Raw genomic sequence first — 26419 nt, forward strand, 5'->3', positions numbered from 1 at the left:
CTCTTTGAGCTAAAAAACTCATAGATAAAGCGTTCATTTACCCCAGATTGATACTTGACCTAGGTAAATTTCACCTGCAACATGGACAAAAGGACGCCACAGATCAAACTTTATGACTTATCAATATCATGACGAAAGTATTGTTAAAAACTTAGCTGAAGATACCATTTTTGTTTTTGGCAGCAATATGGCAGGTCAACATGCTGGCGGTGCAGCGCGTACCGCACTAGAGCATTTTGGCGCAATGAATGGTATTGGTCGTGGATGGGCAGGTCAAAGTTTTGCTATTCCAACCATGAATGAGCATTTACAACAAATGCCGTTGTCACAAATTCAACACTATGTCGATGATTTTAAAATCTATACCAAGAATCATCCGAAGACTAAATACTTCATAACCTCGATCGGTTGTGGTGTCGCTGGCTATAAAGTTGAAGAAATTGCCCCCATGTTTAAGGGCATTTCCAGCAATGTGATTTTCCCTATTTCTTTCCGTCCATTCGTTGAAAAAGCATTACCAAAACTCACCTCGAAACTTTTACATACGATTTATCGAGATTCGGTTATTTTCGCACCTTCAACAGATGAGTTGGTTGATGTACTGGCCTTAACAGATAATGAAAAAAGTCTTGCGAAAATTGTGCTGAATACCCAAATGTACCCAACAGACAGTAATGGTCGTGACCGTATTTTTGAAATTGAAGATATTTTGCATGCGCTGAATGGGAAAATATTTGAGTTTCAAAGTAATTCTGAAGGCCCGATGATGTTTGGCGGCGTTATTTTAGCCCTACTTGAACTGTACAATATCAATGAAAAAGATTTCATCGATGTTTGGAAAGCTGAACGTGAAATTGCTGCACCAAAGCCTGAAAATAAAGCCCGTAAAGCCAGCCGCTAAAGGCTCTTTTCACCACATTTGAAACACCCAAAAAGCCAATGTCCATATTGGCTTTTTTTCTACGGTTGACTAATGGTTTTTAGCGACTTAAGTCACATTAAAAATAAAACTTATTTTACATATCACATTATTTTAATATCATTTTTTTCGTCTTATACTACTTGCTGACATTATCATAAAGAATGACGAGCACATAAAATAGACATGCTAGATTCTCCTTTTTTTGAGCTATCCCCCATTGCCATGTGGCTTGAAGATTACAGTGAAGTCAAAAAACAATTTGATCTCTGGCGTCAGCAAGGTGTGCAGGATCTCTCCACTTTTCTTCAACAAGATGAATCTCGTATTTTGCAATGTGCGAGAAAAATAAAAATCTTACAGGTTAACGCAAAAACGTTGGAACTTTATCAAGCACGTGACTTTGAACATTTATGTCAAAACCTTGATTTAGTTTTTCAGGCGGAGATCTGTCAAACACACATTAGAGAATTGGTTGCATTATGGAATGGTGAAACACATTTTTCCCATTCTGCCGTGAACTATACGCTCAATGGACAACGCCTAGACATTCAACTCAAAGGCATCGTGCTACCGAGTCATGAGCAGGATTTATCTGCCGTTTTAATTACGACTGAAGATATCACCTCTTATACTGAAGCTTGCCGTTTACAAGAACAAAGTCGTCATTTGGCAGAAGCGCGTTTTCATTATTCTCCAACCTCACTTTGGGTCGAAGATTTTAGCCGGATTAAAATCAAATTAGATCAGCTACGCGCTTTAGAAATCGAAGACTTTGTCACTTTTTTGGATGTTCATCCCGATTTTGTACAAGAGTGCATTAAAGAAATACTGATCGTTGACGTCAATCAAGCCACGCTTGATTTATTTGGCGCTTCGGATAAAGAAATCTTGCTCAAAAATGTACATAAAGTATTTGCCAAAGAAATGCTTCAAACTTTTAAAGAACAGCTTATTGAGCTTTGGAATGGCAATCTGCATCATCAGCGTGAAGCGGTAAATTATGCACTGGATGGCAGTATTCGCCATGTTTTACTGCAATTTACCGTGTTTCCTGATTATCTAGATGACTGGAGCGTTGTTCAAGTTGCGCTGACGGATATTACCGCACGCAAAAAAGCGGAGCATTATCTGGAATATTTAGGCAGACATGATGTTCTCACCAAGCTATGTAACCGTTCATTTTATATGCAGGAACTGAACCGTCTAGAGCGTAATTCACTGCGCCCAGTATCCTGTATTTTTATGGACCTCAATGGACTGAAAGAGCTGAATGACAGCCTTGGACATGATGCCGGAGATAACCTGTTACGTCGTATGGGCAACATCCTGACTCAACTTATTCAACATACGCCCTATTCTGCCTCACGAATTGGTGGAGATGAATTTGTAGTCCTTTTACCGGGTGCAGATCAGACTGCTTTGCAAAACTGTTTGAATAGTTTGCATGAACTTTTACTGGTCGATAACCAGTTTTACTCACATCAGCCAATCAGCCTGTCGATCGGGCATGCAACCAGTCATGCAGATGAACGTCTTGAAGACATGCTAAAACGTGCCGATCAAGAGATGTATCACCAGAAAAGAACTCATTACCAAAATAATGACCGAAGAATGTCAGTCTCTCAGTAAGTTGCATGATTTAAATATCAGCGAATAAAAAAGCCATGGTCAAATACCATGGCTTTTTTATTTTAAAACTTAGCGTTTTCCCATCGAACGGCGGGTACCACGTGGTGGCATCCAGGTTCTATCCGCATAGCGTTGTGGCTTAGGACGAAGATCTTCAAGGATCTCATCTGTCGCACCTTGTTCAGCTTGCTTCAAAGGAAACGGTAAATTAACTAAAGGCTTTTTCTTGGGAGTATTTGGGGAGCTCATCAGACTGACTCAATAATAACTCAGCCTATTGTACAAAAAAAAAGAGCAGAATGTAAAAACAAGTCTTTTATTATGCACTCTCATAACAATTCATTTAATTTCGATATCATGTTCAGGATAAAAAATACGTCTTAAGTGTTCTATTTTATCTAACTAAAAGATGTCTAAAAAATCGATGGCTATTCATATTTTCTAAAAAGCAGAGCGAACCAGTATTTTTTTATTTTTAAATTAAAAAATTACATAATTACTAAAATAATTAAACTTAATGAAATACATTTCCTTATTTATTAACTTTTCACCTACTTAGTACTCTTGTTTTTCATACAGATTAATTGAGCCAAGTTTAGTTTATTAACAATAACAAAAACAAAGATGAATAAATTGAACAAGGAGTTCAAATGAAAAAGGTTTTAGGGACGTTTATTGGCTCAATGGCATTAATGCCTATTTTGACTCATGCCGATTCCCCTTATTTTAGCCTGCAAGAAGGCGATGGCTTTAAACGTTTTTCAGTTTCGGTGGGTGCTTTACATGTTATGCCACAAGGGAAAGCACAACCTTTCAAAGTAAATACCGCAGCTAACGAAGGCATTACATCTGCAGTAGGTAATGTCAGTATTCAAGCTGTTCAAAATAATCTCGATCTTGACATGGGTTCAAATTCAACCACCGCAATCCTTCGACTTCTAGATGGATTAGGGGTCGATACGCTTTCTGCAAATCTGAGTGGTTCTGCTGAAGTTTATAATCTCTCAAGCTGGAACAATCCAGGAACAGGTTTAGAAGCCGAGGATGTGACTACCCTAGGGATCATGACCAATTACTTTTTTACCGATAATATTTCTCTTGAAATTAAAGCCGGGATTCCACCAACAGTGGACTTAAAAGGTAAAGGAAGAATTTATGCGCCTTTCTCTGCGCAAGCTACGCCATCTATAGACCTCTTTCCGAGTATTCCCGGATCAATTGATTTACAGAGTATCGACTTGAAAAAAGATATTTTAGTTACAGATTTAGGTGCACAGGATAAGGCTGCTTCTGCTCGTGCTTGGACACCAGCTTTTGAATTCCAATATCACTTTGGTAAAACAGGTGTAAATAAGTTCCGTCCTTATGTAGGGCTGGGTGTGATGTATGCTTATTTCAACGAATTGGAAATGAATAAGAATGTTGAGCAGGACTTGATCAAAGCGGGTCATATGATTGCAAATATTAAAGATGGTCAAGCAGGTAAAGCTCTGGAAATTGGTGAACTCCCTTATGGCACATCAGTTCCTGATAATCTGAAAAGTAATGGTAGTACACCTAAAGTTAAACTTGAGGCTACTGATGTCTTTGCTCCCGTTGCTACAGCTGGCTTTACTTACGACTTTAATGATACATGGTTCGCAGTAGGTTCAGTAAGTTATGCTCATTTAAAAAATGAAACAACGATTACTGTGTCCAATGCCGAACATGGAACTTTAATTACCTCTAAAGCAGATATTGAGGTAAATCCAATTCTTGCGTATGCAGGTATCGGTATGCGTTTCTAATTAATAACCTGAATATAAAAAAAGACGGCTACAGCCGTCTTTTTTATTAGGCTATATATGGTCTTTTATTTTGAATTATGCCTTCAACCTCTTTTAAACACTTTTGAATTTCTGCTGAGGCAATTTCCTTTATTCATCCATAGTTACCTATAAAAAAAATTTATTGTTTGGTGAATTAAATTTAATCGCAACTCTGCGTTTATTCGAATAACATTGGGTTAAATTTAAAAAATGTAGCCTGCTGTATGTCTGATACTCGATTCTCAAAGCCACTGATTTACATGCTCATTGGCAGTGCAATTATTTTGGCATTGTCTTTAGGGGTGCGTCATGCATTTGGCCTCTATCTCGTGCCGATGAGTGATGAATTTGGTTGGGGACATAACGTATTTAGCCTTGCCATTGCCATGCAAAACCTAATTTGGGGTGCTGTGCAGCCGATTACTGGGGCTTTTGCAGATAAATATGGCAGTAAGATCGTGGTCGCCGTCGGTGGTGCATTATATGCCCTCGGACTATTACTCATGGCCATCAGCTCTACCGGTTTACTGCTTAATTTAAGTGCAGGTTTAATCCTGGGTTTAGCCCTCTCAGCCACATCTTTTCCAGTATTACTTTCTGCCGTAGGTCGTGCAGCGCATCCAGAAAAACGTAGTTTAGCCATGGGTATTGCCAGTGCAGCAGGTTCTTTTGGTCAGTTCATTATGCTGCCCTCTACATTACTGTTGTTGCAAAAATTTGGTTGGTCGTCGGCTTTGGTGCTCAGCGCCATTTTAATTGCACTTATTATTCCTTTAGCTTGGATGCTAAAAGCACCAATGTATGTTGCACCAAATGCAACCAATACGCATGAAGCCTCTCTGACTTTTAAACAAATTTTGCAATTGGCTTGGGAGCATAAACCCTTTTGGTTTCTAGCACTCGGTTTCTTTGTCTGTGGCTTCCAAGTGGTGTTTATTGGCATCCATCTTCCGGGATATTTAATCGATCATGGCTTTAATGCCACTACGGGCACTATTTTCCTAGCGCTCGTTGGACTGTTTAATATTGTCGGCACCTACACAGCTGGTTGGCTCGGTGGCAAATATTCCAAACCAAAGCTGTTGATGGGACTGTATGGTTTACGTGGCATTGCCATTATTGCCTTTCTTTTGCTGCCTTTAAGCACATGGACAATCTATGCATTTGGCGTCATTATGGGTCTACTATGGCTTTCTACCGTACCGCTCACCAACGGTATTGTAGCCAATATGTTTGGCGTTAAATATCTCAGTATGCTGAGTGGTATCGTGTTCTTTACACACCAAGTCGGTTCATTTTTTGGTGGCTGGTTGGGTGGTGTGAACCACGATATGACCGGTAACTATAATGCCATTTGGATTTTTTCGATTGTCCTGAGTATTTTTGGGGTATTGGTACATTTCATGGTTAATGAGGAAAGTGTCATTCATGACTAATTCAACACTGTGGTTCCGGCTCAGTATTGGCATCAGTATTCTGGCCTTGTTGGCATTGTCCATCGGCTTATGGAGCCAAACGCCTGAATTATTCGAATACTTTAACCAAGCGTTTTGTGCACATTAAAGACGTATTGAAGCAATAATTCCAATTCAAACTGCTGTTTTATCAACACTACAACAGCAGTTTTTTAGCTATTTTCTACACGATTCAATAAAAGCTGCATTTTCAGCATATTAGTATTAATCATACGTTTTTTCATAAACTTAGCTTATTTTTTAATTTTCCATCCTGCGCTTTCTTCCATAGATTAAGTCTCAATAAAGAACAATTTGAGAACTTATGAAATGACCGCATTAACTCAACTTTCACAAGCCATCCATGATGCTCCACGTTGGCATCAAGCAGAACAATTTCAAGATGGCAATGAAATTCGTATTGAAGCGCAACATGACCAAGCTTTGGGGGCTGTGGTTTATGGTTTAGATGCGCGTAAAGCACAGTCTGGGGAAACCATCTACCGTTTAAAACAAGCGTTGGCAGAACACTTGATTTTAATTTTCAAACATCAAAGTCTAGATGATTTACAGTATCTCGCGTTTGCAAGTTACTTCGGTTCAATCTTCCGTCCCGGTGCAGATATTCCTGTGCTGGCGTCACAAGATGATACCGGTACACCACCAGACGTGGTACCTGTGTCAAATGCAGTCGGCAAAGTTGACTATACTGGACATGGTGAATTGGCTGCGCATGCAGACCATCAGTGGACTCCGCTGCCATCTTTTGGTTCATTACTCTATGCCATTGAACTGCCACAAGACGGTGGACAAACCTCATGGTATAACACCATTAAAGCCTATGAAGCTTTAGATGAAGCGACACAAAAACATTTAGACCAACTTCAACTCATTACCTACAACCCATTTGTCCGTGCCAAAAATAATAAAGGCACAACGGGATATGGCGCTACACCGCTATATCGTTTCAAAGACCACCCGATTGTTGGACATGCTTATCCACATCCGCTTGTACGTACCCATCCAGAAAGTGGCCGTAAAGGGCTGTGGTTAAATGAAAGATCTGAAGTGGAATTGGTTCACTACGATGATCAGTCGGGCAGTGAGTTGATTGCATCTTTACGTGAACATTTATTGAAACCTGAGTTTCGATATGAACATCAATGGGAAGAAGGTGACATTGTATTTTGGGATAACCAAGCCACTTTACACTCACGCCGCCCTTTCCCTTCAGACCAACGCCGCTTATTAAAGCGAATTAGCCTAGCTGGAGGACGACCATACTAATGTTGAATGTCATACCAACAATAAAAAATAAATAAAACAGCAAAATCCGTGTTTGAGCAATAACTCCAAATAATTAAAATTTTAAAACAATAAGAACACTGCTCAAATTACGGATGATCTATATCTAAGGCCTTAAAACCTGAAATCAAATGGTCTAACATCGCACGCACACCCGGCAGCATGCCTTGTCGTGTCGCGTAGGCAACATGGATGGCCCCTTGCGGCAATTGCCATTCAGGAAATAGCCCTATTAACTCACCACTTTTTAAAGCATCACGTACAAACACTTTGGGCAAAGATGCGATTCCTACGCCAGAAAGAGCAGCAGAAATCATCGCACTAAAACTGTCAGTTCTTAAGCGTGGATGAAATTCAATTTGTTGGGTTTCACTTTTTTCACGATGTCGGAAATCCCAAAAATGTTTAGGTCGGTCAAAACCAATACACGGAAAATTTTGAATCTCAGCCAATTGCTGTGGAATTTCACGCTCGAAGAAAAGTTGTGGCGATGCCACCAAAACATGATCCCAAGCATCTAAATCTCGAACGATCAAATCACTATCCAATAAAGGCATATTACGAACACGAATTGCTAAATCTACGCCTTCCTCAATGACATCAACCCGATGATTGGTCGCCATCAGATGCACACTGATGTCTGGATATTGCTGCATAAAATCGGTGACCATTTTTGCAACAGGCATTTCCACCAAAGCCACAGGACAAGAGATTTTAATTTGGCCACAGAGTTGGTCATTCAACGTACTAAGCACAAAGTTTTCCGTTTCGCTGACTTCCTCTAAAATTTTTAAGCAATGCAAATAGAACTGTTGTCCTATTTCAGTTACTGTAAATTTACGCGTATTACGCTGAATCAAACGCACCCCCAAACGGGTCTCTAATTCTGTGATACGGCGTGATAGCTTAGATTTTGTAATACCCAATGCTTCACTGGCTTTGGTATAACCTTGGTATTTCACCACTTGCACGAAGTAGTAATAGTCATTTAAATTTTGCATGATTGTTTCATTTTTAGAATAATCTGTTGAGTTTTTCGCCCTGTCATTCCCTCACTATACCTCAATAATAGATCTCAGCAGCAATATATTGAGGGCTGAATTATGAATTCAATCAAACGTGTTTATCATAGTGATCGTAGTACTTGGGTGGGCGATGGCTTCCCAACAAACTCTATGCTCCCTATGCAAGAAATGGGCAATCAAACCAGTCCATTTCTCGTTATGGGCTATACCGGCCAATATCACTTCTCTCCAAGTCATCATCAACGTGGTGTTGGATCACATCCACATCGTGGCTTTGAAACAGTAACCATTGTTTATGAAGGTGAATTGGAGCATTTTGACTCTAAAGGAAATCACGGCAGCATTGCCAAAGACGAAGTGCAATGGATGACTGCGGGTCGAGGCATTATGCATGAAGAACACCATTCTAAAGATTTTGCCAAAACTGGCGGAAATTTAGACATGGTACAACTTTGGGTCAATTTACCTCGTCATGCCAAAATGACTGAACCTCGCTATCAAGAACTGACAACAGCCAATATTGCTGAAGTAAAGCTTGCACAAAATGCTGGCGTGGTACGCGTCATTGCTGGCCAATTCGAAGATACATTGGGTGCAGCTGAAACCTTTAGCCCGATGAATGTGTTGGATGTGCGCTTGAATGCAAATGCTGAACAGGAATTTTCATTCAACCCACAGTGGAATAACATGATTTTTGTATTAAGTGGCGCGATCGAAATCGAAGGTCAACGCTTTGATGCGAAACAGACTTTATATGTCAGTGACCAAATATCGTCCTTGAAACTTAAATCTTTTGAAGCAACCAAACTGCTTATTTTAAGTGGCGAAGCTTTAAATGAACCGATTGCGGCACATGGACCATTCGTCATGAATACTGAAGATGAAATACGTCAGGCATTTTATGATTTTCAACATGGTCATTTTGCTTAAATATTTCCACGATAAAGTCCCCCAAAAAAACCGCCTTCTGGCTTTTTATATCTATTTTGATATGAATTACGCATCACGCTTTCAACAGATTATTGCGTGACTTTTTGATAAAACGCATCAATTGCATTGACCATTTGATCGAGTCCCGGCTGTTTCAAAGGATAATGTCCTGCGTTATTCAACATGACGACATCGACTGGAACTTGATGAATCCGTGCTAAAAATGGCTGACTTAAAGCCAAAGGCGTCCAGCGGTCTTGTTCAGGCTGCGTCAGTAAAATTGGGCAGATATCAAACTGCTCCGGTGGCGTGTCATTTTTATAATATAAATACGAATCTAGAAATTTAACCGATACACTATTCCCAGCTGACGTTTTATCTTTTAAAAAGACCTGCAATGCTGCGTCATTATTCACCAAGCGATGCATTTTACTTACCCACCGCATCGGCATTGGCAATGCTGAAAATGGTGTATGTGCTGTCACATGAGCCAGTGGGCTGCCCACGCGGCTCATAAATTTATTCAAAGAGACTTGATCACGCACAGTTTTATTTGAAGTGTCTAGAAAGGTCATACCGACGATACCTTTCACCTTTTTATTTTTTGCCGCCACGTGATAGGTCAACATACCACCTGCACTAAGCCCATACAAAACGATAGGACGATGATCTTTTTGTAGCTCGGCTTCAATGAGGTCATTACCTGCTTGAACCCAATCATCATAACGAATTTTTGAGCCCTTTTTGACTTGGGTGAGGCCATAACCGGGCATATCAATAGCGATAGTTTCATAGCCACGTTGTGCCAAAGGATGACCCAAAATCATCGACATTTGTCGACCATTTGTTCCCACACCATGAAACAGAATCACCTTCACTTTTGCCTGTGGATGCCGATAAGTATCTAAGTGAACAGTATGACCCTGCCAACTCCACCACTCTTCTTTGGGTCGCTGCGTTTCATCTAAATGGTATTCTTTGGGTAGATAGTGCTGAATGCCCTGCCAACTGTTTTGATCTGTATAACTTGCTAATGCTTGTGAAGCAAGTAGCTGATCATCTGCAAATGCCATGATTGAAAGTAACGATGCAATGCCACTCATCAACCACTTCAATAAAGCGCTCAAAATTTCTGATAAGGTGTCTGATTTTGGAGAAGTCATTTTTAGACAATTTTTTATGTGTATGTGCTGATGCTAATCAGCGGCGGAAACCGACGCCATGTGCATGTGGGACAGCACTATGTCACTTCGTCCAATTATCTTTTTCCCTGCTAAGCACTTCAAAATATTTTTGAAGCAGGATTTACATACTCCTGCAATAATCAGCCTTTAAGATCTTTTAACTTTAATAATTTTATCCTTTAGAAATTCATAACCTTACTTTTGATTTTAAATATTGGTAACGCATGAGCCAGTCCATACCACAACGAAACCTTGTCATCTTTCTCACCTTTTTAAGATTAGGGTGTATTGCATTTGGTGGACCTGCTGCGCATTTAGTGTTGTTTTTTCAATATTTTGTGAAACAAGAAAAATGGATAACGGAGCATGAATATGCGCATTTGCTTGCCTTGGCTCAAGTCCTTCCAGGCCCAACAAGTAGCCAGCTCGGCATGGCAATTGGATTTCAACTCAACCGCTATCAAGGTGCTTGTTTTGCATGGTTAGGATTTACTTTACCTTCAGCCCTGCTGATGTGTGCCGCGGCCACTTTAAGTATAAAACTCAGTAATCAACTCTCAACTTTATTCTTTCATGTTATTCAGTTAATTGTACTAGCCGTTGTTGCATGGGCATTTTGGCAAATGATGCGAAGCTTCTGTAAAACAAAATTTCAGTATCTAGTCATGCTTTTAGCTGCATTTTTTATTTATTTCTTTCAATTTTCTTTAAATCAAGTTTTGGTGATTTTATGCGCTGCAATTATCGGTTTAGTTTTATCGTCAAATCAATTACACAGCCAAAAGCCAAATATCGCCGAAACATTTCCACCCAAACATGACAATTTTAGCCGGAATGCACATGAAAATACTTGCACCTCTTGGCTATGGCTTCTCGCCTTTATCAGCCCTTTTTTCGTTCTGCCATTCTTCGATATACAACATAGCAATATATTGGCTTTCAGCTTAGAAAGCTTCTACCGCACAGCATCCCTCGTCTTTGGTGGTGGACATATTATTTTGCCATTTTTACATCAGGACTTTGTCTCGACAGGACTGATCAGTAATGAAAATTTTGACTTAGGCTATGCCCTTGCGCAACTCATGCCGGGACCTTTGTTTAGTTTCGCCGCCTATCTCGGCACACTTTTACCCATGACTGATGTGCTACTCTTAAATGCTGTACTCGCGACTGTGGCGATATTTTTACCATCATTTTTATTATTGTTTGGCTTATTACCGTTTTGGAATAAGTTGATGAAATACCCGATGATTTTTGGCACCTTAAAAATGATCAATGCAGCTGTCGTCGGTTTATTACTGTGTCTACTATTTCAAATGAGCCAAAAATACATCATTCAATGGACGGACTTTATATTTGTTGCCGTCGTTATTGCTTTACTTCGCAGCAAGCTGCCAGTCTGGTTTAGCTTAATAAGCAGTTTTATCGGCTATTATGCTTTTTTAACTTTTCTGCCCTTTTAAACGAAAGCAAAAAAACTATAGCTAAAGGAATAATCTAATCCTCATCGATTAAACTTGCGCCCTTGACCACAGTTTTCCCCTCGACCTGATCCAGTTGATAATGCTGCACATCACTATACTGTTTGATCATTTCAACCAGCTCATTGGAATGTGTGGTCAACCAAAGCTGTGTATAGCGACTTGCTTCAGCAATCAGCAGCGCCAAGGCAGGTAATAAATCGGGATGTAAGCTATTTTCTGGCTCATTCAGTGCCATAAAATTTGGGGGTCTTGGACTCAATAAAGCCACAGCTAAACACAAAAACCGTAAAGTCCCATCTGAAAATTCGGCACTTTCCAAAGGTCTTAAGATCCCTTGCTTTTGCATCATCATTTGAAAGCGCCCACCCATTTCCTGCACATAAAATTGGGTCTGCGGAAAGGCTTTTTCTAGTACTTCAAACAAGGTTTCACTGTTGCCACGCTCACGTAAAGTTTCAAAAGCCGCAGCTAAATTTGTACCATCATGCGCTAAAACTGGCGAACGAATGCCCACCTGTGGGACACGGATCGGTGAATTTCCGCTGACAGAAAACTCATGATAAAAGCGCCAGTTTTTCATGGTCTCACGCACTTGTGAAACTTCGGGGTATAAATGTGGGTCGGACAATTGTCCAAACACCGACTCTTCAGGTGTTAAAGACATCGGATAAGCAATCCGTTCTTCATCAACATTTTTAAGAAATGCCGCTTGGTTGGTTCTCTCTAACAACTCGCTCATTTTTCGACGTTGATAGCCGCTCAACCAAATCCCTTCTACTTTGACCAAAGGATCGAGTGCAAATAACGTAATGAGCGGTTCGGGAAAACCAATTTCAAGTTGATATTCATAATGCTCCATTTCCACAGCAAGCTTCATGCGCTTAGGATCTTTCGATCGATCACCCGCACGGTGACCACCTGCCCACATGATTTTTTGAATCCCGCCTTCATTAGCAATAGCTTGGGATAATTGGCCATTCGCTGCTTCATGTAAGAGACGCACAGCTTTATATAGATTGGATTTACCACAACCATTCGGACCACTGATGATATTCAGACGCGACAAGGTCAGATTTATATGATGAATAGATCGAAAACCTTGAATAGTCACTGAACGGATCATCATGGGCTACCTAAAATGAGTTGGAAATGCTGATGATTATAAGTGGATTGAATGTATATTTTGCATGCACTTTATCCTAACCATAAAAAAACCCGCAAGCCGAAACTTACGGGTCTTTCATTGCACATTCTAAGTTCACTTTAACCTTAGAATAAGCGATTCATACCATTCAATGTTGCAACACGGTACGCTTCCGCCATAGTCGGATAGTTAAATGTGGTTTCTACGAAATATTTAATCGTATTGTTCGGGCTGTTCATCACGGCCTGACCAATGTGAATAATTTCCGCAGCATTATTACCGAAGCAATGAACGCCTAAAATTTCTAAAGTATCACGATGGAACAAGATTTTAAGCTCGCCCACGGTATCACCGGTAATTTGTGCACGTGCCAAATGACGGAAAGATGCCTGACCTACTTCATACGGAATTTTTTCTTCCGTTAACTGTTGTTCAGTTTTACCAATCGAAGAGATTTCAGGAATTGTATAAATACCTGTAGGAATATCCGTTACAGGTGCAATTCCTTCTTCACCGCTCATGTTAGAACCGGCACAACGACCTTGGTCATATGCAGCAGATGCAAGTGAAGGCCAACCGATTACATCACCCGCAGCAAAGATATTCTCTACTTCAGTTTGATATTGATCATTCACAGTTAATTGACCACGGCTGTTTGGTTTGATACCTACATTTTCTAGGCCTAAACCATCGGTATTACCAGAACGGCCGTTACACCACAAAATCGCATCCGCTTTAATTTTCTTACCACTTTGCAAGTGAAGAACCACGTGATCATCATGTGTTTCAAGATGATCAATCTGCTCGTTGTGGCGAATCAGTACACCCTGCTCACGTAAACGATATGACAATGCATCTGAGATTTCATCGTCTAAATAGCTGAGTAATTTGTGCTGTGTATTGATCAAGTCTACTTTATGGTCTAAACCAATAAAGATAGACGCATATTCACAACCAATCACACCTGCACCATAAATGATGATTTTTTGGATTGAATAATCCAGATCCAAAATTTTGTCTGAATCAAATACGCGAGGATGATTAAAGTCTAAAGCAGCAGGACGGTAAGGACGTGAACCTGTCGCAATCACTAATTGCTGGAATACTAAAGTTTCCGTCATACCTTCATTGCTAAAAATCAAAACAGTGTTTTGATCTTGGATATACGCACGGCCGTGGAAAATATCAATTTTATTACGGTCATAAAAACGTGAATGCGTTTCAACTTGTTGTTGAATCACTTTATGCGCATTACGTAACACCTGTTTCATCGTGAACTGTTTCCATTCACCGACTTTTTGGAACATAGGGTCACGTTGGTAACGTAAAATGCTTGAAACGGTCTGACGTAATGCTTTACTTGGAATTGTTCCTACATGGGTACAGTTACCACCAAGCTGTTCACGCATATCTACAATTGCAACTCGCTTACCTGATTTAGCAAGTTTCATTGCAGCGCCTTCACCCGCAGGGCCAGAACCCAGAACTACCGCATCGTATTTCACGAAAGTTCCACTAACGACCTCTTTCTTACGTGGCATTCAACGCTCCTTTACAAATATTCTTTAATCTAGGCTGTATTATGACGTATATCCTAACTTTTTTGGATATTTAGCTCACATATATTATGTGATAACCACATTTATTATATGAATATCGTTTTCCCCCTATTTAAGCTCAAGTCCGCTATAATGATCGAGCTAATTTTTTGAATATCTCCTCGTCAAAAACAGTGGAAAAGTTGAATATGTCTGAGAACCGTAAACCTGTACAGGGTGTAAAACTTCGTGGCGCAGAAAAAGTCGCTCGCATACCTGTGAAGGTCGTGCCAACGGTTGAAACGCCTCGTAAGCCTGACTGGATTCGGGTCAAAATGGCTGCCCCTGATGAAGTTCAACGTATTAAAACAACTTTACGCGCACAAAAATTACATACCGTGTGTGAAGAAGCGGCTTGCCCGAACTTACCTGAATGTTTCGGTGGCGGTACTGCAACCTTTATGATTATGGGCGATATCTGTACTCGTCGTTGCCCATTCTGCGACGTTGCGCATGGTCGTCCCAATGCTCTTGACCCAGATGAACCACGTCACATGGCAGAAACCATTGCCAATCTAGGTTTGAAATATGCCGTAATTACGTCGGTCGACCGTGATGACCTAGTTGATGGCGGCGCACAGCACTTTGTTGACTGTATTAAAGAAGCTCGAAACTTGAGCCCAAAAACACTTTTGGAAATTCTAGTTCCTGACTTCCGTGGTCGTATGGATGTTGCCCTTCGTATCATGACGGAGTGCCCTCCTGATGTGTTTAACCACAACATTGAAACTGTGCCACGTTTGTATAAAGCAATGCGTCCAGGTTCTGACTACCAACACTCTCTAAACTTATTAAAAATGTTTAAAGAATACTGCCCAGATGTACCAACTAAATGTGGTTTGATGGTCGGTATTGGTGAAACTGAAGAAGAAGTGATCGCGTTATTAGACGACTTAAAAGCACATGATGTTGACTATGTCACCATTGGTCAGTACTTACAGCCCTCTAAAGAACATGCCCCTATTGACCGTTTTGTAAGCCCAGAAGAATTTGAGCGTTACACTGCACATGGCCAAAAGCTTGGTTTCAAAAACATTTGGGCTGCACCAATGGTCCGTTCAAGTTACTTTGCTGACCGTCAATACTATGGTGAGCCAGTGCCTGCGGTACGTCGTAAAACTGATCCTGCAAAGAAAATTGCAGTGCAAGCGATTGAAGCCTAATTACACTAAGATTTAAAACATCGCAAATTAAAAGCCCTCATTGATTGAGGGCTTTTTTTGTGGCTTTCACACTAAGCCCAATTCGTTTCCCAATATAAGATCTTTCGAAAATTGTGTGTTCCTTAAACAGTATCCAATATTCATCCAATATATCGAATTATCCAAGTTTACGTAATGTGACATTTCTTTGCCCGATAGGGATTGTGTTGTGATCATTTATTAATCAATCTATTGATAACACTTTATTTGCGCTTTCATTATATTCGCGCAATTGTCCAATCATACTCACCAGCCGAGTGATGCCATTTTGACAGTCTCATGCACTTTAAAATCAGAAAGACAAAAGATGAGATCATTTTAAACGCATGTAGGCTGTTTTAAACGCATAACGCTCTGGCCCTTGTCACTGGAGCCATAACAAATGCTATTTATACTCAGTGCCGTACTCTTTATTTTTGCTCTTTGGGCCGTTTTTTTCTTTGAACTTTCACGAGCTGTAGGCGCAATAACACTGATATTCGTTTCAATTGCACTCGCCTTTTTAAGCCCATGGTCATTAATACTTGGCATCCCTCTAATTGCTTTAAGTTTAATCGTGCTGATTGACCCACTGAGACTCAATCTGCTCACCAAACCTGCCTATAAATCCTTAGCAAATGCGATGCCGAGTATGAGTACTACGGAACGTGAAGCATTGGATGCAGGAACCAGTTGGTGGGAAAAAGAGCTATTTATGGGCGCGCCTGATTGGAAAAAATTTGAGGCTTATCCCTATCCTCAGCTCAGTGCTGAAGAACAATCTTTCATTGATAATGAAGTTGAGCAACTTTGTAGCATGCTCAACGAGTGGGATATTCACCATAAACATAAAGACCTCCCACCAGAAGCTTGGCAATTCATTAAAGATAATGGTTTCTTAGGACTGGTGATTCCAAAATCGTATGGAGGACGTGAATTTAGTTCATTTGCACAAAGCCGTGTCATGAGCAAGATTGCATCCCGCTCACTGACTGCCGCAGTCAGTTGTATGGTGCCCAACTCGCTTGGACCAGGGGAATTGCTTCTACACTATGGTACTGAAGCACAAAAAGACCGATACCTCCCTGGCCTTGCCAAAGGTGAAGAAATTCCATGTTTTGGACTCACCAGCCCTGAAGCCGGTTCAGATGCAGGCGCTATTCCAGATACAGGTGTCGTCTGTTATGGCACTTTTGAGGGACAACAGGTGCTCGGCTTAAACATGAACTTCTCCAAACGCTGGATTACTCTTGCACCAATTGCTACCGTCATTGGTCTGGCATTTAAACTTTACGATCCAGATGGCTTATTGAGAGATAAAAATAAAACGGAATATGGCATCACCTGCGCGCTGCTACCGGCGAGTCATGACGGTGTCATTACAGGCCCTCGTCATAATCCAGGCTCACCATTTATGAATGGGACAGTTGAAGGTAAAGATGTCTTTATTCCCTTAGACTGGATCATTGGTGGGATTGAAAATGCCGGCAAAGGCTGGCGTATGCTGATGGAATGCTTAGCGGTTGGTCGTGGTATTTCACTCCCTGCATTGTCAACGGCAGCCGGAGAAATGGCATATTTAAATGTTGGTGCATTTGCCAAAGTTCGTCAGCAGTTTAAAATTTCTGTAGGTAATTTTGAAGGTGTACAAGAAGCTTCGAGTGATATCGCATCAGATGCTTATATGCTTGAAGCTTTCCGCTATTTGGTGACATGTGGTTTGAATCAAGGTGGCAAACCTGCTGTGATGACTGCAATGGCCAAATACTATGCCACTGAAACCATGCGTAAAGTGGTGAATCACGGCATGGACATCGTCGGTGGACGTGCCGTGCAAATGGGACCTCGTAATTTTTTAGCTTTGAATTATCAGGCCATTCCTGTGTCAATTACTGTCGAAGGTGCCAATATTCTAAGTCGCTCTCTGATGATTTTTGGACAAGGCTCAATGCGGTGCCATCCATATTTATTTGAGGAGCTACAATTACTTCAAGCCGAAGATAAAAACACTGCACTCAATACATTCAATGAAATGCTCTTTAAGCACTTAGGCTATACCTTTAACCGAACTGCACGTGCCTTTGCTTATGCGTTCACAGGTGGCCCATCAGACTCACCAGCTTCAGCAGATGAATTTAGCCGCCCCTACTATAAAAAAATTAATCGATTCAGTGCTGATTTCGCGCTGACTGCAGATATGTGTCTTGGCCTTTTAGCCGGCGATATTAAACGTAAAGAAATGCTCTCTGGCCGACTTGCAGACATTCACTCTTATTTATTTATCGCGACGGCTATTCTTAAATATTATGAACAAGGTCAAAGAAGTGAAGCTGAACAATTACATGCGCAACTTGCATTAGATAAAGCTTTGTACAATGTCGAAGAGGCTTTCCATGGTTTATTTGATAACTTCCCAATGCGACTAGCGGCAAGTGTAGTAAAAATCATCTGCTTTCCGTTTGGACGAGTTGTTGCCAAACCGACAGACCATTTAAAACGTGAAGTTGCCACTCAAATGATGCTAGATAATACTTTCCGCCAAGAACTGAAAAAGCACGTGTATTACAGCACTGCAGCAGATGAAGTTTCTGGTCGTATGGAAAATGCCTTTTTACAATTGTTGAAAATTGAACCGCTGTGGAACCAATTTAAAAAAGCTGAATCTAAAGGCCAATTTAAAGGTTTAACTTTTGAAGCACATATAGCCGATGCCATTGCACAAAAAGTCATTACTGCCTCCGAAGCTGAACAGCTCAGCACTTACAACATTCAACGCTATGACAGTATGCTCACAGATGTTTTCGATATGCAACTCATCCACGAACTTGAGCTATCCAATCCACATTTAACCGTTTCACCAGAAGTGAAAAAGCAACAACACACCGATGATGAACCAGAAGCCTTCCTGCGTTATTAATCAGCTTCTGCATCGCTTTTAAGCTTTATTTTTCTCAAAATAAAAGCCATTCCACTGTTAAACAATGGGATGGCTTTTTTATACGACCATCAGCCAATGGTATCGCAGAGTCAAAGGTATAGGCTGTACTGCAAAATTACATCACAGAGGGTTTGCTACATGTCACAACAAGATTATGAAAATGGCTTAAAAGTTCGTACTGAAGTTATGGGTGAAAGTTTCGTTAAACGTGCTCAAGACAATACCGTGCCATTTACTCAACCTTTGCAAGATTGGATTAATGAGCATGCATGGGGTTCAACTTGGCAGCGTGAAGGCGTTTTACCCCGTAAATATCGCTCACTGATTACCATTGCATTTTTAACTGCACAAAAAAGTCCAACAGAACTCAAGGGTCATGTCCGAGGTGCTTTAAATAATGGGGCGACTGTAGAAGAAATTCAGGAAGTGTTACTTCATAGTTTGCCATATTGTGGCGCACCGGCGACTCAAGAAGCCTTTCGTGCGGCACTTGAAGTCATTAATGACTATCAAAAATCTAAATAAGTTACTGCGTTATAAAACAGTTTTAGAAAACTACGCTTAGCGTGGTTTTCTAAAGGGTTTCATCTTGTTTTTAACTTACGACCTTAAATGCAGTGAATCCCGAATCAAATCCAGTAGACATTAAAATTATAGAAGAATTCATTCACTTCAAATCGAACTTGATATCCCAATTCTGTAAGCTCAGCAGATAAACTTCGAATCTCTTCTAAAGCTAAATGCTTGGGTAAAACCGTAAATACGGCGGTATTCCCCTGTTTGGCATTTTCCTCAATCAGCAAAGCCAAACGTGTCTTATATAAGGCGATATCTAAATTGGCTTGACTGGATAAAACTTTGGCATGTTCAGCGGGTAAAAAGCTCATATTCTTATACGCTTATCTGATTATTATTGCTTATAAATTAAGCCAAATTCAGCAAAGCGTGCAATGCATTTTTGTAATTGATATTTCAATTTCAAAGCGCATTGTTTGGCGCAAACGAAGCTCTTCAAAGCGATATACAAAAAAAGGAACTCAAAAAAAATCCCTCATGAAGAGGGATTTTCTATGCTAGCGGGGTAATGGAATATATTGCGAGTCACTGTTTTGAGTTTGCAGTTTACGCTCTCCCACTTGTACCGGCAATGTCATCGCCTTTCCGTCTCGCTCAATCTCAATTTGCATAGTGCTCAATGGCGCTTGTTGTGCAACGTAATTGATTAAATGTGAGGTCGAGGTAATCAGCTCATTATTCACTTTCACGATTTTATCACCACGTTTTAAACCTGCCTGTGCTGCAGGTCCATTACGAATGACATCTGCGACAATCACACCATTCACACGTGGATCTAAAATATTTTCTTGTTTAATTGGAAGTAAACTAATACCTAACCAACCACGAACCACTCGCCCATCTTTTAAAATAGCGTTCAGCACTTGTTGACATACTTTTGCAGGAATGGCAAAACCAATCCCCAAAGAGCCACCTGACTGCGAGAAGATCGCGGTATTTACACCAATTAAGTTCCCTGCAACATCAATTAAAGCACCACCAGAGTTGCCGGGGTTGATCGCAGCATCTGTTTGAATAAAGTCTTCGTAAGTGTTGATTCCCAAATCTGAACGACCTGTAGCTGAGATAATCCCTTGCGTAACCGTCTGACCCACGCCAAAAGGGTTACCAATCGCTAGGACGACATCACCGACTTCATTGCCACTTAGCTTAAATGGCAAAACCGGTAATTGACTCATTTCAATCTTAATCACAGCTAGGTCTGTATCTGGGTCTGTACCCACAACTTTCGCTTCAGCACGACGACCATCATGTAAAGCCACAACGATCTGATCGGCCTGTGCGATCACGTGGTTATTCGTCAAAATATAGCCATCTGGACGAACAATCACACCTGAACCTAAACTATTTTCGTTTTGATTGGTTTGATCTGGAAGTTGATTACCAAAAAACTCACGGTAAACAGGATCATTTAATAAAGGATGATCCAATTGTTTCACTTTTTGCGTAGTGAAAATATTGACAACCGCTGGAGCAGCAACTTTTACCGCAGCACTATACGAAACTACACCGCCTGTACGCGACGTATCGATGAGGGGCTCAACCTTTTCTGCAGGCATTTTAACCCCATCTGGGGCAATGGGTGCTTTAGGTTTTTGAACCTGTTGCCATGTAAAGAAACCGATGATCACAAGTATTAATAATACCCAAGGTAACCATGTAAAGGTCCGACGCACGTCTATATCCTCTAAATTTTATAATTCATTGATGGCTAAATAATTTATATCGTATTGTAATGTAATCTTTTCAACAAAATTAAAAATAAATACAGAGATTTGTGATTCTTTAGTTACAATTTAAACAATCGTAAATTTTGATGCATCTCTTTGAGATTTTGGACAATATATGGCTCAGTTAAGTGAAATTATTCAGTGGTGTGACAGCACACTCAAAGCACATGAATTTAAGGACTATGCTCCCAACGGCTTGCAAATTGAAGGCTCAGCAGAAGTGCATAAAATTTTATGTGCAGTTACCGCATCACAAACAGCGATTGAAGCCGCGATAGCAGAAAAAGCTGATTTGCTATTGGTACACCATGGTTATTTTTGGAAAGGTGAAGCTTACCCAATCACAGGTATGCGCGGCAAACGCATCAAAAGCCTGATCAAAAACGATATTTCACTCGTTGGTTATCACTTACCTTTAGATAGTCACCCTACTTTAGGTAATAATGCAGCGATAACAGATTTGCTCGAATTAGAAAATATTGAAGCTTTAGATCCTACTGAACGCAATCCTATTGGCAATGTTGGTTATTTAAAACAAGCCATGACTCCAGCAGCGTTTAAAGAGTTCGTTTCTGAAAGATTAGGATTTGATGCCATTCACCTGCCTGCAGATAAACCATCTATTCAAAAAATTGGTTTTTGTACAGGCGGCGCACAGGACTTTATCGGTAAAGCGGCTGCATTAGATTGTGATGCGTACATTTCAGGTGAAGTGAGTGAACGTACTTTTTACGAGGCTCAAGAATTAAACGTGCATTATTATGCATGTGGGCATCATGCAACCGAGCGTTATGGTGTACAACGACTCGCGAAAGCTATTTCAGAACAGTTCAATATTGAGTATAGTTATTTCGAATTAAATAACCCGATTTAATTTAAATCGTCTTGGTCTTTGGCTCAGTCCTTATACGTATATTTTCAGGCTTTATTCTGTATTGTTATTTATAAGCAATGCGCATTTTACTGCAAGAATCTATTACAATAACGGCACTTAATGTCAAAACCCAGCAAAATGCAAGGAATTGAAAACATGACAACGATTACTTTACCAGCGTTACCTTACGGTTACGAAGATCTTGCTCCGCACATCAGCAAAGAAACTTTAGAATACCATCACGACAAACACCACAATACTTATGTGGTTAATCTAAACAAAGCAATTGAAGGTACTGACCTTGCTGGCAAAACTTTAGAAGAAATCATCACTGCTGTTAAAGGCGATGCTTCTAAAGCTGGTATCTTCAACAATGCAGCCCAAGTATGGAACCACACATTCTACTGGAACTGTATGGCTAAAAACGGTGGCGGTAAAGCTACTGGCGCTTTAGCAGCTAAAATCGACGAAGCTTTTGGTTCTTACGAAAAATTCGCTGAAGAATTTGCAAATGCTGCTGCAACTCAGTTCGGTTCAGGTTGGGCTTGGTTAGTTGCTGACGAAGTAAACGGCAACCTTTCTATCCTTAAAACTTCAAATGCTGACACTCCACTTGCTCACGGTAAAGTTGCTGTGTTGACTATCGACGTTTGGGAACACGCTTACTACATCGATTTCCGTAACGCTCGTCCTAAATACATCTCTACTTTCTTAGAAAGCCTAGTGAACTGGGACTATGCAAACGCTAAATATGCAGGTCAAGCTGCTGGCGTTGAAAAATAAGTTTTAAAACTTATCCAAAAGTCAAAAAAATCACCCTTTTAGGGTGATTTTTTATGGGCTTAACAATTTTAAAATCTATAAAAATATATAAGCACTACTTTTTCTTGTTTTAGTTCAAGTGAAATTAAATAAAGTTATGCAACAAGGATTTTTTATTACACATATTGCATGTTAAACATTTAAAAAATTTAAAATCCGTAGTTATGGCCTTTCCCAACACAAGATTCTGAAATTTATTAAAATTAAGGTGTTTTCAAATACTATGTATTAAATTAATTGTAGGACAATTACCATAGTTATATTTTTGAGAGTATAACTACGCAATTATTACCTTAAGAGATCATTTACGCCTAAATGACCAAACTTGCCATTTATTAGACGACCATCATCTAACTGCACGTTTTTAAATTCTATAGTTCCCTCTGAATCATTGACAGTTACACCACTACAATGATTATTCGTCAATTTACAGTTCCATTTCAGATAGATATTCACATTTAATTAACCCTTCTGTGGTCTTTGAAAAGCTACATTTACATTTTTAGTTATAGTATCGTATTTCACTGTGAACTCTAGATCAGATTGCTTATCTCGACTCATAAAACGATAATATTTACTTTCATTCTCTGCATATGCAACTGCTGAAACAGTTTCATCAATTTTAAAAACTTCATCTCCTGCAATGACTTGACCATAAGGAATTTTTTTCACAAAACCTCCAGATACTTCTAAGTCTGGAGACGCAGTATATTCAACAGGGTTGGTAAATAAGTTATTGATGAATTTAAAGGTCGTTATACCATTTTCATAATCTGTATTTAATGTAAAATCTCGATTGAAGTATCCTTTATATATGTACACATCTTTAGGTTGCTCATTACTGAAATAATTCCCCTCTGTTAAGATAAATCTATCATGATCAAGATCCAAAGGATTATTAAAATTAAAATAATATTCTTTATCGGTCCTAAAACTTAAAACAGAACTAGTTTTCCAATCCAAAAATTTTTCTATTGTTGCAGGTTTACCATTAACAATTAAGTCTGATTTCGCAGGATATTCATTAAATCGTTTGCTATCCCATACTGGCCAATCAGAATTTACTTCAAACTTAACAGAGCCTTTAATTTTAGCTGTAGATGCAAAGCCAATATTATTTAAACGTCCTGTTATAGAACCATTTGCATCTATAATAAAATAAGTTTTGCCATTACTCTGCTTTTCAATTTTATAAGAAAATGTATTACTGCATGAATTTTGACATTGAACCCGCAGATACCCGTTAGCATTTTCCGAATAGCTAAAAACTCCAACTTTATCGTCATTAGGATAAAAATAAAGACCCGCCAAATTATTAATATGGGCAGACAAATCATTGCTTGGTGTAAGAATTTCTAGATTCCACATATTATTGTTAGTAGCAGATGCTTCAATCACACTATCTGTGTGAAATGGTGAAAACTTGATAGTTGAGTGATTAGCAATGCCAGAGTTTTCAATTTCAAAATAGCCATGTGTCAAATCTGGACTTAGTACAGAAGTTTCTTCAATAGGCTTAGGCACAGATGTTTCTGATGACGTTGGACTACTTTCTCCTCCCCCTCCACCGCATGCGACTAATAAAATAGATAAGAGAGTTGAAGTTAATAATTTTCTTCCAATGTGAAGCATATAAATCCCTATGTAAAAATAAATTTTTAAATTTTATAAAATATTGAATTTAGAATACTTTTTTAAATATTCAATAACGTTTCATGAAACTTTGTTTTGTTCTTATACAGGAAGCTAAGCCATTTGTGTACTTAGAAGATTTATTTATCTAAAAATTATTAAAAAAATCTGCTAATTAATTAAAAAAACTGGAATTTACTGACTAATTATTAACTATTTCAATATAATAAAGGTCATCCGAAATGACAGTACATACTTCTCTCAGCATGTTCAGAACTAGAATAGCGATCTAACGCAACCTTACCCACCATTCCATCCATCACTCTATTAACTATAATTGTTAAAGTATTCTGATAGGGTTTAACGCAACAAAAGCTTAAAATAATCAATAAATAAGCAAGAAACTCATCTTTGGATAATAAAAAAACATTTAAGCGCTTTATCTTTTATTTTTACTTGACCGCTTTAGCTTTCATCCCTAAAATGCGCATCAGATTCTCCAATAGCTCAGTCGGTAGAGCGACGGACTGTTAATCCGCAGGTCCCTGGTTCGAGCCCAGGTTGGAGAGCCATATATTCTTCCATAGCTCAGTCGGTAGAGCGACGGACTGTTAATCCGCAGGTCCCTGGTTCGAGCCCAGGTGGAAGAGCCAAATTCTAAAAAACCCACTCATTGCGAAGTGGGTTTTTTATCGCCAACTATTTAACAAAGCATACCTACTTTTTTGTTTTTGCTTTCCTAAAAGTATCCGTATATGTACCAAGTTGTCGGATTCGGCTATTTTTAAAACACTTAATTTGAATTTTCTGTATTTTATTTAAATCAGGCTTGACCACCCTGCCATACATCTTTAGAATCCGTTTCAGATTCTCCAATAGCTCAGTCGGTAGAGCGACGGACTGTTAATCCGCAGGTCCCTGGTTCGAGCCCAGGTTGGAGAGCCAAATTCTAAAAGCCCACGCATTATGTCGTGGGCTTTTTTTATGCTCTGACTTTTGTTTTAAGATAAGTATAACTTGCTCTATGACCTAAGCTATTCACTTAGCTCTCCGACCACATTAGAAAGAATAGTCAGAGCTTAAGTTTTAAAAACGCTTTATATTAAAGGTGTTTATATTTAATACATTCAGCCTAAATTTCCTTATTTTTTGCAATTCTGACTTGACCTCACTGCATTTGCCCCATAGAATGCGTGCAGATTCTCCAATAGCTCAGTCGGTAGAGCGACGGACTGTTAATCCGCAGGTCCCTGGTTCGAGCCCAGGTTGGAGAGCCAAATTCTAAAAAGCCCACGCATCATGACGTGGGCTTTTTTCATATATGTAGTTTATTTCGTGCCAAATCTCAGTCAGTTTACATTTTTTATTATTGGTTGCTTGGCAACTTTTGCCCTTGTCTGCTTAGTCTTTCCGAGACTGTTTAGAAGCAAACAAAAGTTTTTCCCACGTCGTGTAATCACTGCCTTTGAAAGTAAGATGTTTCATCGTTTAAATGAAGCATTTCCGAACTACCACATTTTAGCCCAAGTGGCTTTTAGCGCACTGATCACCAATCAAAATTACAAAATCAGAAATAGATTTAATCGAAAAGTCACTGATTTTGTCATACTTGACCAAACTTATAATGTATTAGTGATAATCGAACTGGATGACCCCAGTCATATAGGCAAAGAGCAAGAAGATGCTGAACGTGATGCAATGCTTGAAGAAGCGGGCTACCGTGTAATCCGCTACACCAACATTCCAACAGTTCACACGCTCAGGCATGATGTAAATAAATAGTTGTTAAATACGTAAAGTACAATCAAACATTGGGTGAATGCGCATTGCATTCACATCCATAATGTAAGCAGAATTTTACTGAGCATTTGACTCTTGAGCAGCCAGCACTTCCGATACTGCTTGGTCAGCCTCAGCAGCCAAAGCCTCATCTTGTGCTTCTTTTGCTTTAATGCGCTCAATCATTTCAGCTTGTTGTTGCTTATATTTTTCTTGGTTTTTGGCATCACTATTGACTGCAAGAAAAGCCATACTGACCAAAAATATAGGAATCAATAGCCCAAGTGCCATCAAAATGATCATCTTTTTGGTATTGGGTTTTGGCTTTACTTCAGACATAACGATTCTTTCATTTACATAAATAATTCGACGCACAATATAGCAAAAAACAAAATTCGCTCAAG

The 26419-nt window shown here is 39.6% G+C and carries 23 protein-coding genes and 4 tRNA genes; 18 read left to right on the forward strand and 9 right to left on the reverse strand.

The features are described from left to right. Window positions 1-112: 112 nt before the first annotated feature. Together FTT88_RS10880 and FTT88_RS10885 are read left to right on the forward strand one after the other, a co-directional pair. Window positions 113-901 carry a hypothetical protein gene (locus FTT88_RS10880; protein WP_078190221.1) on the forward strand — a complete coding sequence of 263 codons (789 nt, stop codon included), beginning with the start codon at window positions 113-115 and terminating at the stop codon, window positions 899-901. Window positions 902-1099: 198 nt separating this feature from the next. Next, the gene (locus tag FTT88_RS10885) at window positions 1100-2551 is read left to right on the forward strand and encodes a sensor domain-containing diguanylate cyclase (RefSeq protein ID WP_180173928.1); all 1452 of its coding nucleotides are present in this window, start codon (window positions 1100-1102) and stop codon (window positions 2549-2551) included. Between the two features lie 69 nt (window positions 2552-2620). Here FTT88_RS10885 and FTT88_RS10890 read toward each other — a convergent pair whose 3' ends face one another. Next, the gene (locus FTT88_RS10890) at window positions 2621-2800 is read right to left on the reverse strand and encodes a hypothetical protein (RefSeq protein ID WP_099339550.1); all 180 of its coding nucleotides are present in this window, start codon (window positions 2798-2800) and stop codon (window positions 2621-2623) included. A gap of 401 nt (window positions 2801-3201) precedes the next feature. Between FTT88_RS10890 and FTT88_RS10895 the strand changes: the two genes are divergently transcribed. The 4 genes from FTT88_RS10895 (at window position 3202) to FTT88_RS10905 (ending at window position 7100) form a co-directional block, all read left to right on the forward strand. Beyond that, window positions 3202-4338 (forward strand): OmpW family protein, encoded by a 1137-nt coding sequence (locus FTT88_RS10895; protein WP_180050857.1) that lies wholly within the window; start codon window positions 3202-3204, stop codon window positions 4336-4338. Between the two features lie 245 nt (window positions 4339-4583). Then, complete coding sequence (locus FTT88_RS10900) at window positions 4584-5795, forward strand: MFS transporter (protein ID WP_180050854.1); 1212 nt, start codon at window positions 4584-4586, stop codon at window positions 5793-5795. Continuing rightward, window positions 5788-5922 carry a hypothetical protein gene (locus FTT88_RS17360; protein ID WP_257220694.1) on the forward strand — a complete coding sequence of 45 codons (135 nt, stop codon included), beginning with the start codon at window positions 5788-5790 and terminating at the stop codon, window positions 5920-5922. Before FTT88_RS10900 ends, FTT88_RS17360 begins: the two co-directional genes overlap by 8 nt. Before the next feature lie 221 nt (window positions 5923-6143). Beyond that, window positions 6144-7100 (forward strand): TauD/TfdA family dioxygenase, encoded by a 957-nt coding sequence (locus tag FTT88_RS10905; protein WP_180173917.1) that lies wholly within the window; start codon window positions 6144-6146, stop codon window positions 7098-7100. Between the two features lie 107 nt (window positions 7101-7207). On the opposite strand, the gene FTT88_RS10910 is transcribed toward FTT88_RS10905, so the two are convergent. After that, window positions 7208-8119 carry a LysR substrate-binding domain-containing protein gene (locus FTT88_RS10910; RefSeq protein WP_180173918.1) on the reverse strand — a complete coding sequence of 304 codons (912 nt, stop codon included), beginning with the start codon at window positions 8117-8119 and terminating at the stop codon, window positions 7208-7210. A 102-nt stretch (window positions 8120-8221) separates the two neighbouring features. Here FTT88_RS10910 and FTT88_RS10915 point away from each other — a divergent pair, with 102 nt between their 5' ends. Further along, window positions 8222-9073, forward strand: a complete 852-nt coding sequence (locus FTT88_RS10915) for a pirin family protein (protein WP_180173919.1) — start codon at window positions 8222-8224, stop codon at window positions 9071-9073. Between the two features lie 89 nt (window positions 9074-9162). On the opposite strand, the gene FTT88_RS10920 is transcribed toward FTT88_RS10915, so the two are convergent. Beyond that, window positions 9163-10146: an alpha/beta hydrolase gene (locus tag FTT88_RS10920; RefSeq protein ID WP_257233054.1), complete on the reverse strand. Its 984-nt coding sequence runs from the start codon at window positions 10144-10146 to the stop codon at window positions 9163-9165. 335 nt (window positions 10147-10481) lie between these two features. On the opposite strand from FTT88_RS10920, the gene chrA reads away from it, so the two are divergent. Beyond that, complete coding sequence (gene chrA / locus FTT88_RS10925; protein WP_180173921.1) at window positions 10482-11720, forward strand: chromate efflux transporter; 1239 nt, start codon at window positions 10482-10484, stop codon at window positions 11718-11720. Window positions 11721-11754: 34 nt separating this feature from the next. Here the strand turns inward: chrA and FTT88_RS10930 are convergent, their stop codons facing one another. After that, a complete protein-coding gene (locus tag FTT88_RS10930) occupies window positions 11755-12867 on the reverse strand; it encodes an AAA family ATPase (protein ID WP_180173922.1) in 1113 nt (370 codons plus the stop codon). Between the two features lie 143 nt (window positions 12868-13010). Continuing rightward, window positions 13011-14426: a Si-specific NAD(P)(+) transhydrogenase gene (gene sthA, locus FTT88_RS10935; protein ID WP_078190237.1), complete on the reverse strand. Its 1416-nt coding sequence runs from the start codon at window positions 14424-14426 to the stop codon at window positions 13011-13013. A gap of 206 nt (window positions 14427-14632) precedes the next feature. Here sthA and lipA point away from each other — a divergent pair, with 206 nt between their 5' ends. From lipA to FTT88_RS10950, 3 genes are all read left to right on the forward strand, one after another. Continuing rightward, window positions 14633-15646 (forward strand): lipoyl synthase, encoded by a 1014-nt coding sequence (lipA, locus tag FTT88_RS10940; RefSeq protein WP_180010433.1) that lies wholly within the window; start codon window positions 14633-14635, stop codon window positions 15644-15646. A gap of 421 nt (window positions 15647-16067) precedes the next feature. After that, complete coding sequence (locus tag FTT88_RS10945; protein WP_180173923.1) at window positions 16068-18581, forward strand: acyl-CoA dehydrogenase; 2514 nt, start codon at window positions 16068-16070, stop codon at window positions 18579-18581. A 159-nt stretch (window positions 18582-18740) separates the two neighbouring features. After that, window positions 18741-19127, forward strand: a complete 387-nt coding sequence (locus tag FTT88_RS10950) for a carboxymuconolactone decarboxylase family protein (RefSeq protein ID WP_168379173.1) — start codon at window positions 18741-18743, stop codon at window positions 19125-19127. Between the two features lie 104 nt (window positions 19128-19231). Here the strand turns inward: FTT88_RS10950 and FTT88_RS10955 are convergent, their stop codons facing one another. Both FTT88_RS10955 and FTT88_RS10960 read right to left on the reverse strand, forming a co-directional pair. Continuing rightward, window positions 19232-19489, reverse strand: a complete 258-nt coding sequence (locus FTT88_RS10955) for a hypothetical protein (RefSeq protein ID WP_078191893.1) — start codon at window positions 19487-19489, stop codon at window positions 19232-19234. Window positions 19490-19675: 186 nt separating this feature from the next. After that, entirely contained in the window at window positions 19676-20854 is a 1179-nt protein-coding gene (locus FTT88_RS10960; protein WP_180026344.1) for a S1C family serine protease, read from the reverse strand. 169 nt (window positions 20855-21023) lie between these two features. Here FTT88_RS10960 and FTT88_RS10965 point away from each other — a divergent pair, with 169 nt between their 5' ends. Together FTT88_RS10965 and FTT88_RS10970 are read left to right on the forward strand one after the other, a co-directional pair. Next, window positions 21024-21782: a Nif3-like dinuclear metal center hexameric protein gene (locus tag FTT88_RS10965; protein ID WP_180173924.1), complete on the forward strand. Its 759-nt coding sequence runs from the start codon at window positions 21024-21026 to the stop codon at window positions 21780-21782. A gap of 156 nt (window positions 21783-21938) precedes the next feature. Further along, window positions 21939-22565 carry a superoxide dismutase gene (locus tag FTT88_RS10970; RefSeq protein ID WP_078192384.1) on the forward strand — a complete coding sequence of 209 codons (627 nt, stop codon included), beginning with the start codon at window positions 21939-21941 and terminating at the stop codon, window positions 22563-22565. A gap of 501 nt (window positions 22566-23066) precedes the next feature. Here FTT88_RS10970 and FTT88_RS10975 read toward each other — a convergent pair. Continuing rightward, a complete protein-coding gene (locus tag FTT88_RS10975; protein ID WP_257233053.1) occupies window positions 23067-24236 on the reverse strand; it encodes a hypothetical protein in 1170 nt (389 codons plus the stop codon). 496 nt (window positions 24237-24732) lie between these two features. Here FTT88_RS10975 and FTT88_RS10980 point away from each other — a divergent pair. The 5 genes from FTT88_RS10980 to FTT88_RS11000 all read left to right on the forward strand — a co-directional run bounded on the left by FTT88_RS10980 (window position 24733) and on the right by FTT88_RS11000 (window position 26018). Next, window positions 24733-24808, forward strand: a tRNA-Asn gene (locus tag FTT88_RS10980). A 5-nt stretch (window positions 24809-24813) separates the two neighbouring features. Continuing rightward, window positions 24814-24889, forward strand: a tRNA-Asn gene (locus FTT88_RS10985). 216 nt (window positions 24890-25105) lie between these two features. Beyond that, a tRNA-Asn gene (locus FTT88_RS10990) sits at window positions 25106-25181 on the forward strand. Between the two features lie 256 nt (window positions 25182-25437). Then, a tRNA-Asn gene (locus FTT88_RS10995) sits at window positions 25438-25513 on the forward strand. Window positions 25514-25535: 22 nt separating this feature from the next. Beyond that, on the forward strand, window positions 25536-26018 hold the full coding sequence (locus tag FTT88_RS11000) for a DUF2726 domain-containing protein (RefSeq protein WP_218955735.1): 483 nt from the start codon (window positions 25536-25538) through the stop codon (window positions 26016-26018). A 75-nt stretch (window positions 26019-26093) separates the two neighbouring features. Here the strand turns inward: FTT88_RS11000 and FTT88_RS11005 are convergent, their stop codons facing one another. Beyond that, a complete protein-coding gene (locus tag FTT88_RS11005; RefSeq protein ID WP_168379169.1) occupies window positions 26094-26354 on the reverse strand; it encodes a hypothetical protein in 261 nt (86 codons plus the stop codon). Between the last annotated feature and the right edge of the window lie 65 nt (window positions 26355-26419).

Origin of the sequence: Acinetobacter sp. YH01024 (genome assembly GCF_013420195.1) — a bacterium.
Classification (GTDB): Bacteria; Pseudomonadota; Gammaproteobacteria; order Pseudomonadales; family Moraxellaceae; genus Acinetobacter; species Acinetobacter amyesii.

Bases quoted from the DNA above. Each gene is read 5' to 3' on its own strand.
- FTT88_RS10880 (WP_078190221.1), top strand. From the start codon at position 113: ATGACTTATCAATATCATGACGAAAGTATTGTTAAAAACTTAGCTGAA.
- FTT88_RS10890 (WP_099339550.1), bottom strand. From the start codon at position 2,800: ATGAGCTCCCCAAATACTCCCAAGAAAAAGCCTTTAGTTAATTTACCG.
- FTT88_RS10895 (WP_180050857.1), top strand. From the start codon at position 3,202: ATGAAAAAGGTTTTAGGGACGTTTATTGGCTCAATGGCATTAATGCCT.
- FTT88_RS10900 (WP_180050854.1), top strand. From the start codon at position 4,584: ATGTCTGATACTCGATTCTCAAAGCCACTGATTTACATGCTCATTGGC.
- FTT88_RS17360 (WP_257220694.1), top strand. From the start codon at position 5,788: ATGACTAATTCAACACTGTGGTTCCGGCTCAGTATTGGCATCAGTATT.
- FTT88_RS10905 (WP_180173917.1), top strand. From the start codon at position 6,144: ATGACCGCATTAACTCAACTTTCACAAGCCATCCATGATGCTCCACGT.
- FTT88_RS10910 (WP_180173918.1), bottom strand. From the start codon at position 8,119: ATGCAAAATTTAAATGACTATTACTACTTCGTGCAAGTGGTGAAATAC.
- FTT88_RS10915 (WP_180173919.1), top strand. From the start codon at position 8,222: ATGAATTCAATCAAACGTGTTTATCATAGTGATCGTAGTACTTGGGTG.
- FTT88_RS10920 (WP_257233054.1), bottom strand. From the start codon at position 10,146: ATGGCATTTGCAGATGATCAGCTACTTGCTTCACAAGCATTAGCAAGT.
- chrA (WP_180173921.1), top strand. From the start codon at position 10,482: ATGAGCCAGTCCATACCACAACGAAACCTTGTCATCTTTCTCACCTTT.
- FTT88_RS10930 (WP_180173922.1), bottom strand. From the start codon at position 12,867: ATGATGATCCGTTCAGTGACTATTCAAGGTTTTCGATCTATTCATCAT.
- sthA (WP_078190237.1), bottom strand. From the start codon at position 14,426: ATGCCACGTAAGAAAGAGGTCGTTAGTGGAACTTTCGTGAAATACGAT.
- lipA (WP_180010433.1), top strand. From the start codon at position 14,633: ATGTCTGAGAACCGTAAACCTGTACAGGGTGTAAAACTTCGTGGCGCA.
- FTT88_RS10945 (WP_180173923.1), top strand. From the start codon at position 16,068: ATGCTATTTATACTCAGTGCCGTACTCTTTATTTTTGCTCTTTGGGCC.
- FTT88_RS10950 (WP_168379173.1), top strand. From the start codon at position 18,741: ATGTCACAACAAGATTATGAAAATGGCTTAAAAGTTCGTACTGAAGTT.
- FTT88_RS10955 (WP_078191893.1), bottom strand. From the start codon at position 19,489: ATGAGCTTTTTACCCGCTGAACATGCCAAAGTTTTATCCAGTCAAGCC.
- FTT88_RS10965 (WP_180173924.1), top strand. From the start codon at position 21,024: ATGGCTCAGTTAAGTGAAATTATTCAGTGGTGTGACAGCACACTCAAA.
- FTT88_RS10970 (WP_078192384.1), top strand. From the start codon at position 21,939: ATGACAACGATTACTTTACCAGCGTTACCTTACGGTTACGAAGATCTT.
- FTT88_RS10975 (WP_257233053.1), bottom strand. From the start codon at position 24,236: ATGCTTCACATTGGAAGAAAATTATTAACTTCAACTCTCTTATCTATT.
- FTT88_RS11000 (WP_218955735.1), top strand. From the start codon at position 25,536: ATGACGTGGGCTTTTTTCATATATGTAGTTTATTTCGTGCCAAATCTC.
- FTT88_RS11005 (WP_168379169.1), bottom strand. From the start codon at position 26,354: ATGTCTGAAGTAAAGCCAAAACCCAATACCAAAAAGATGATCATTTTG.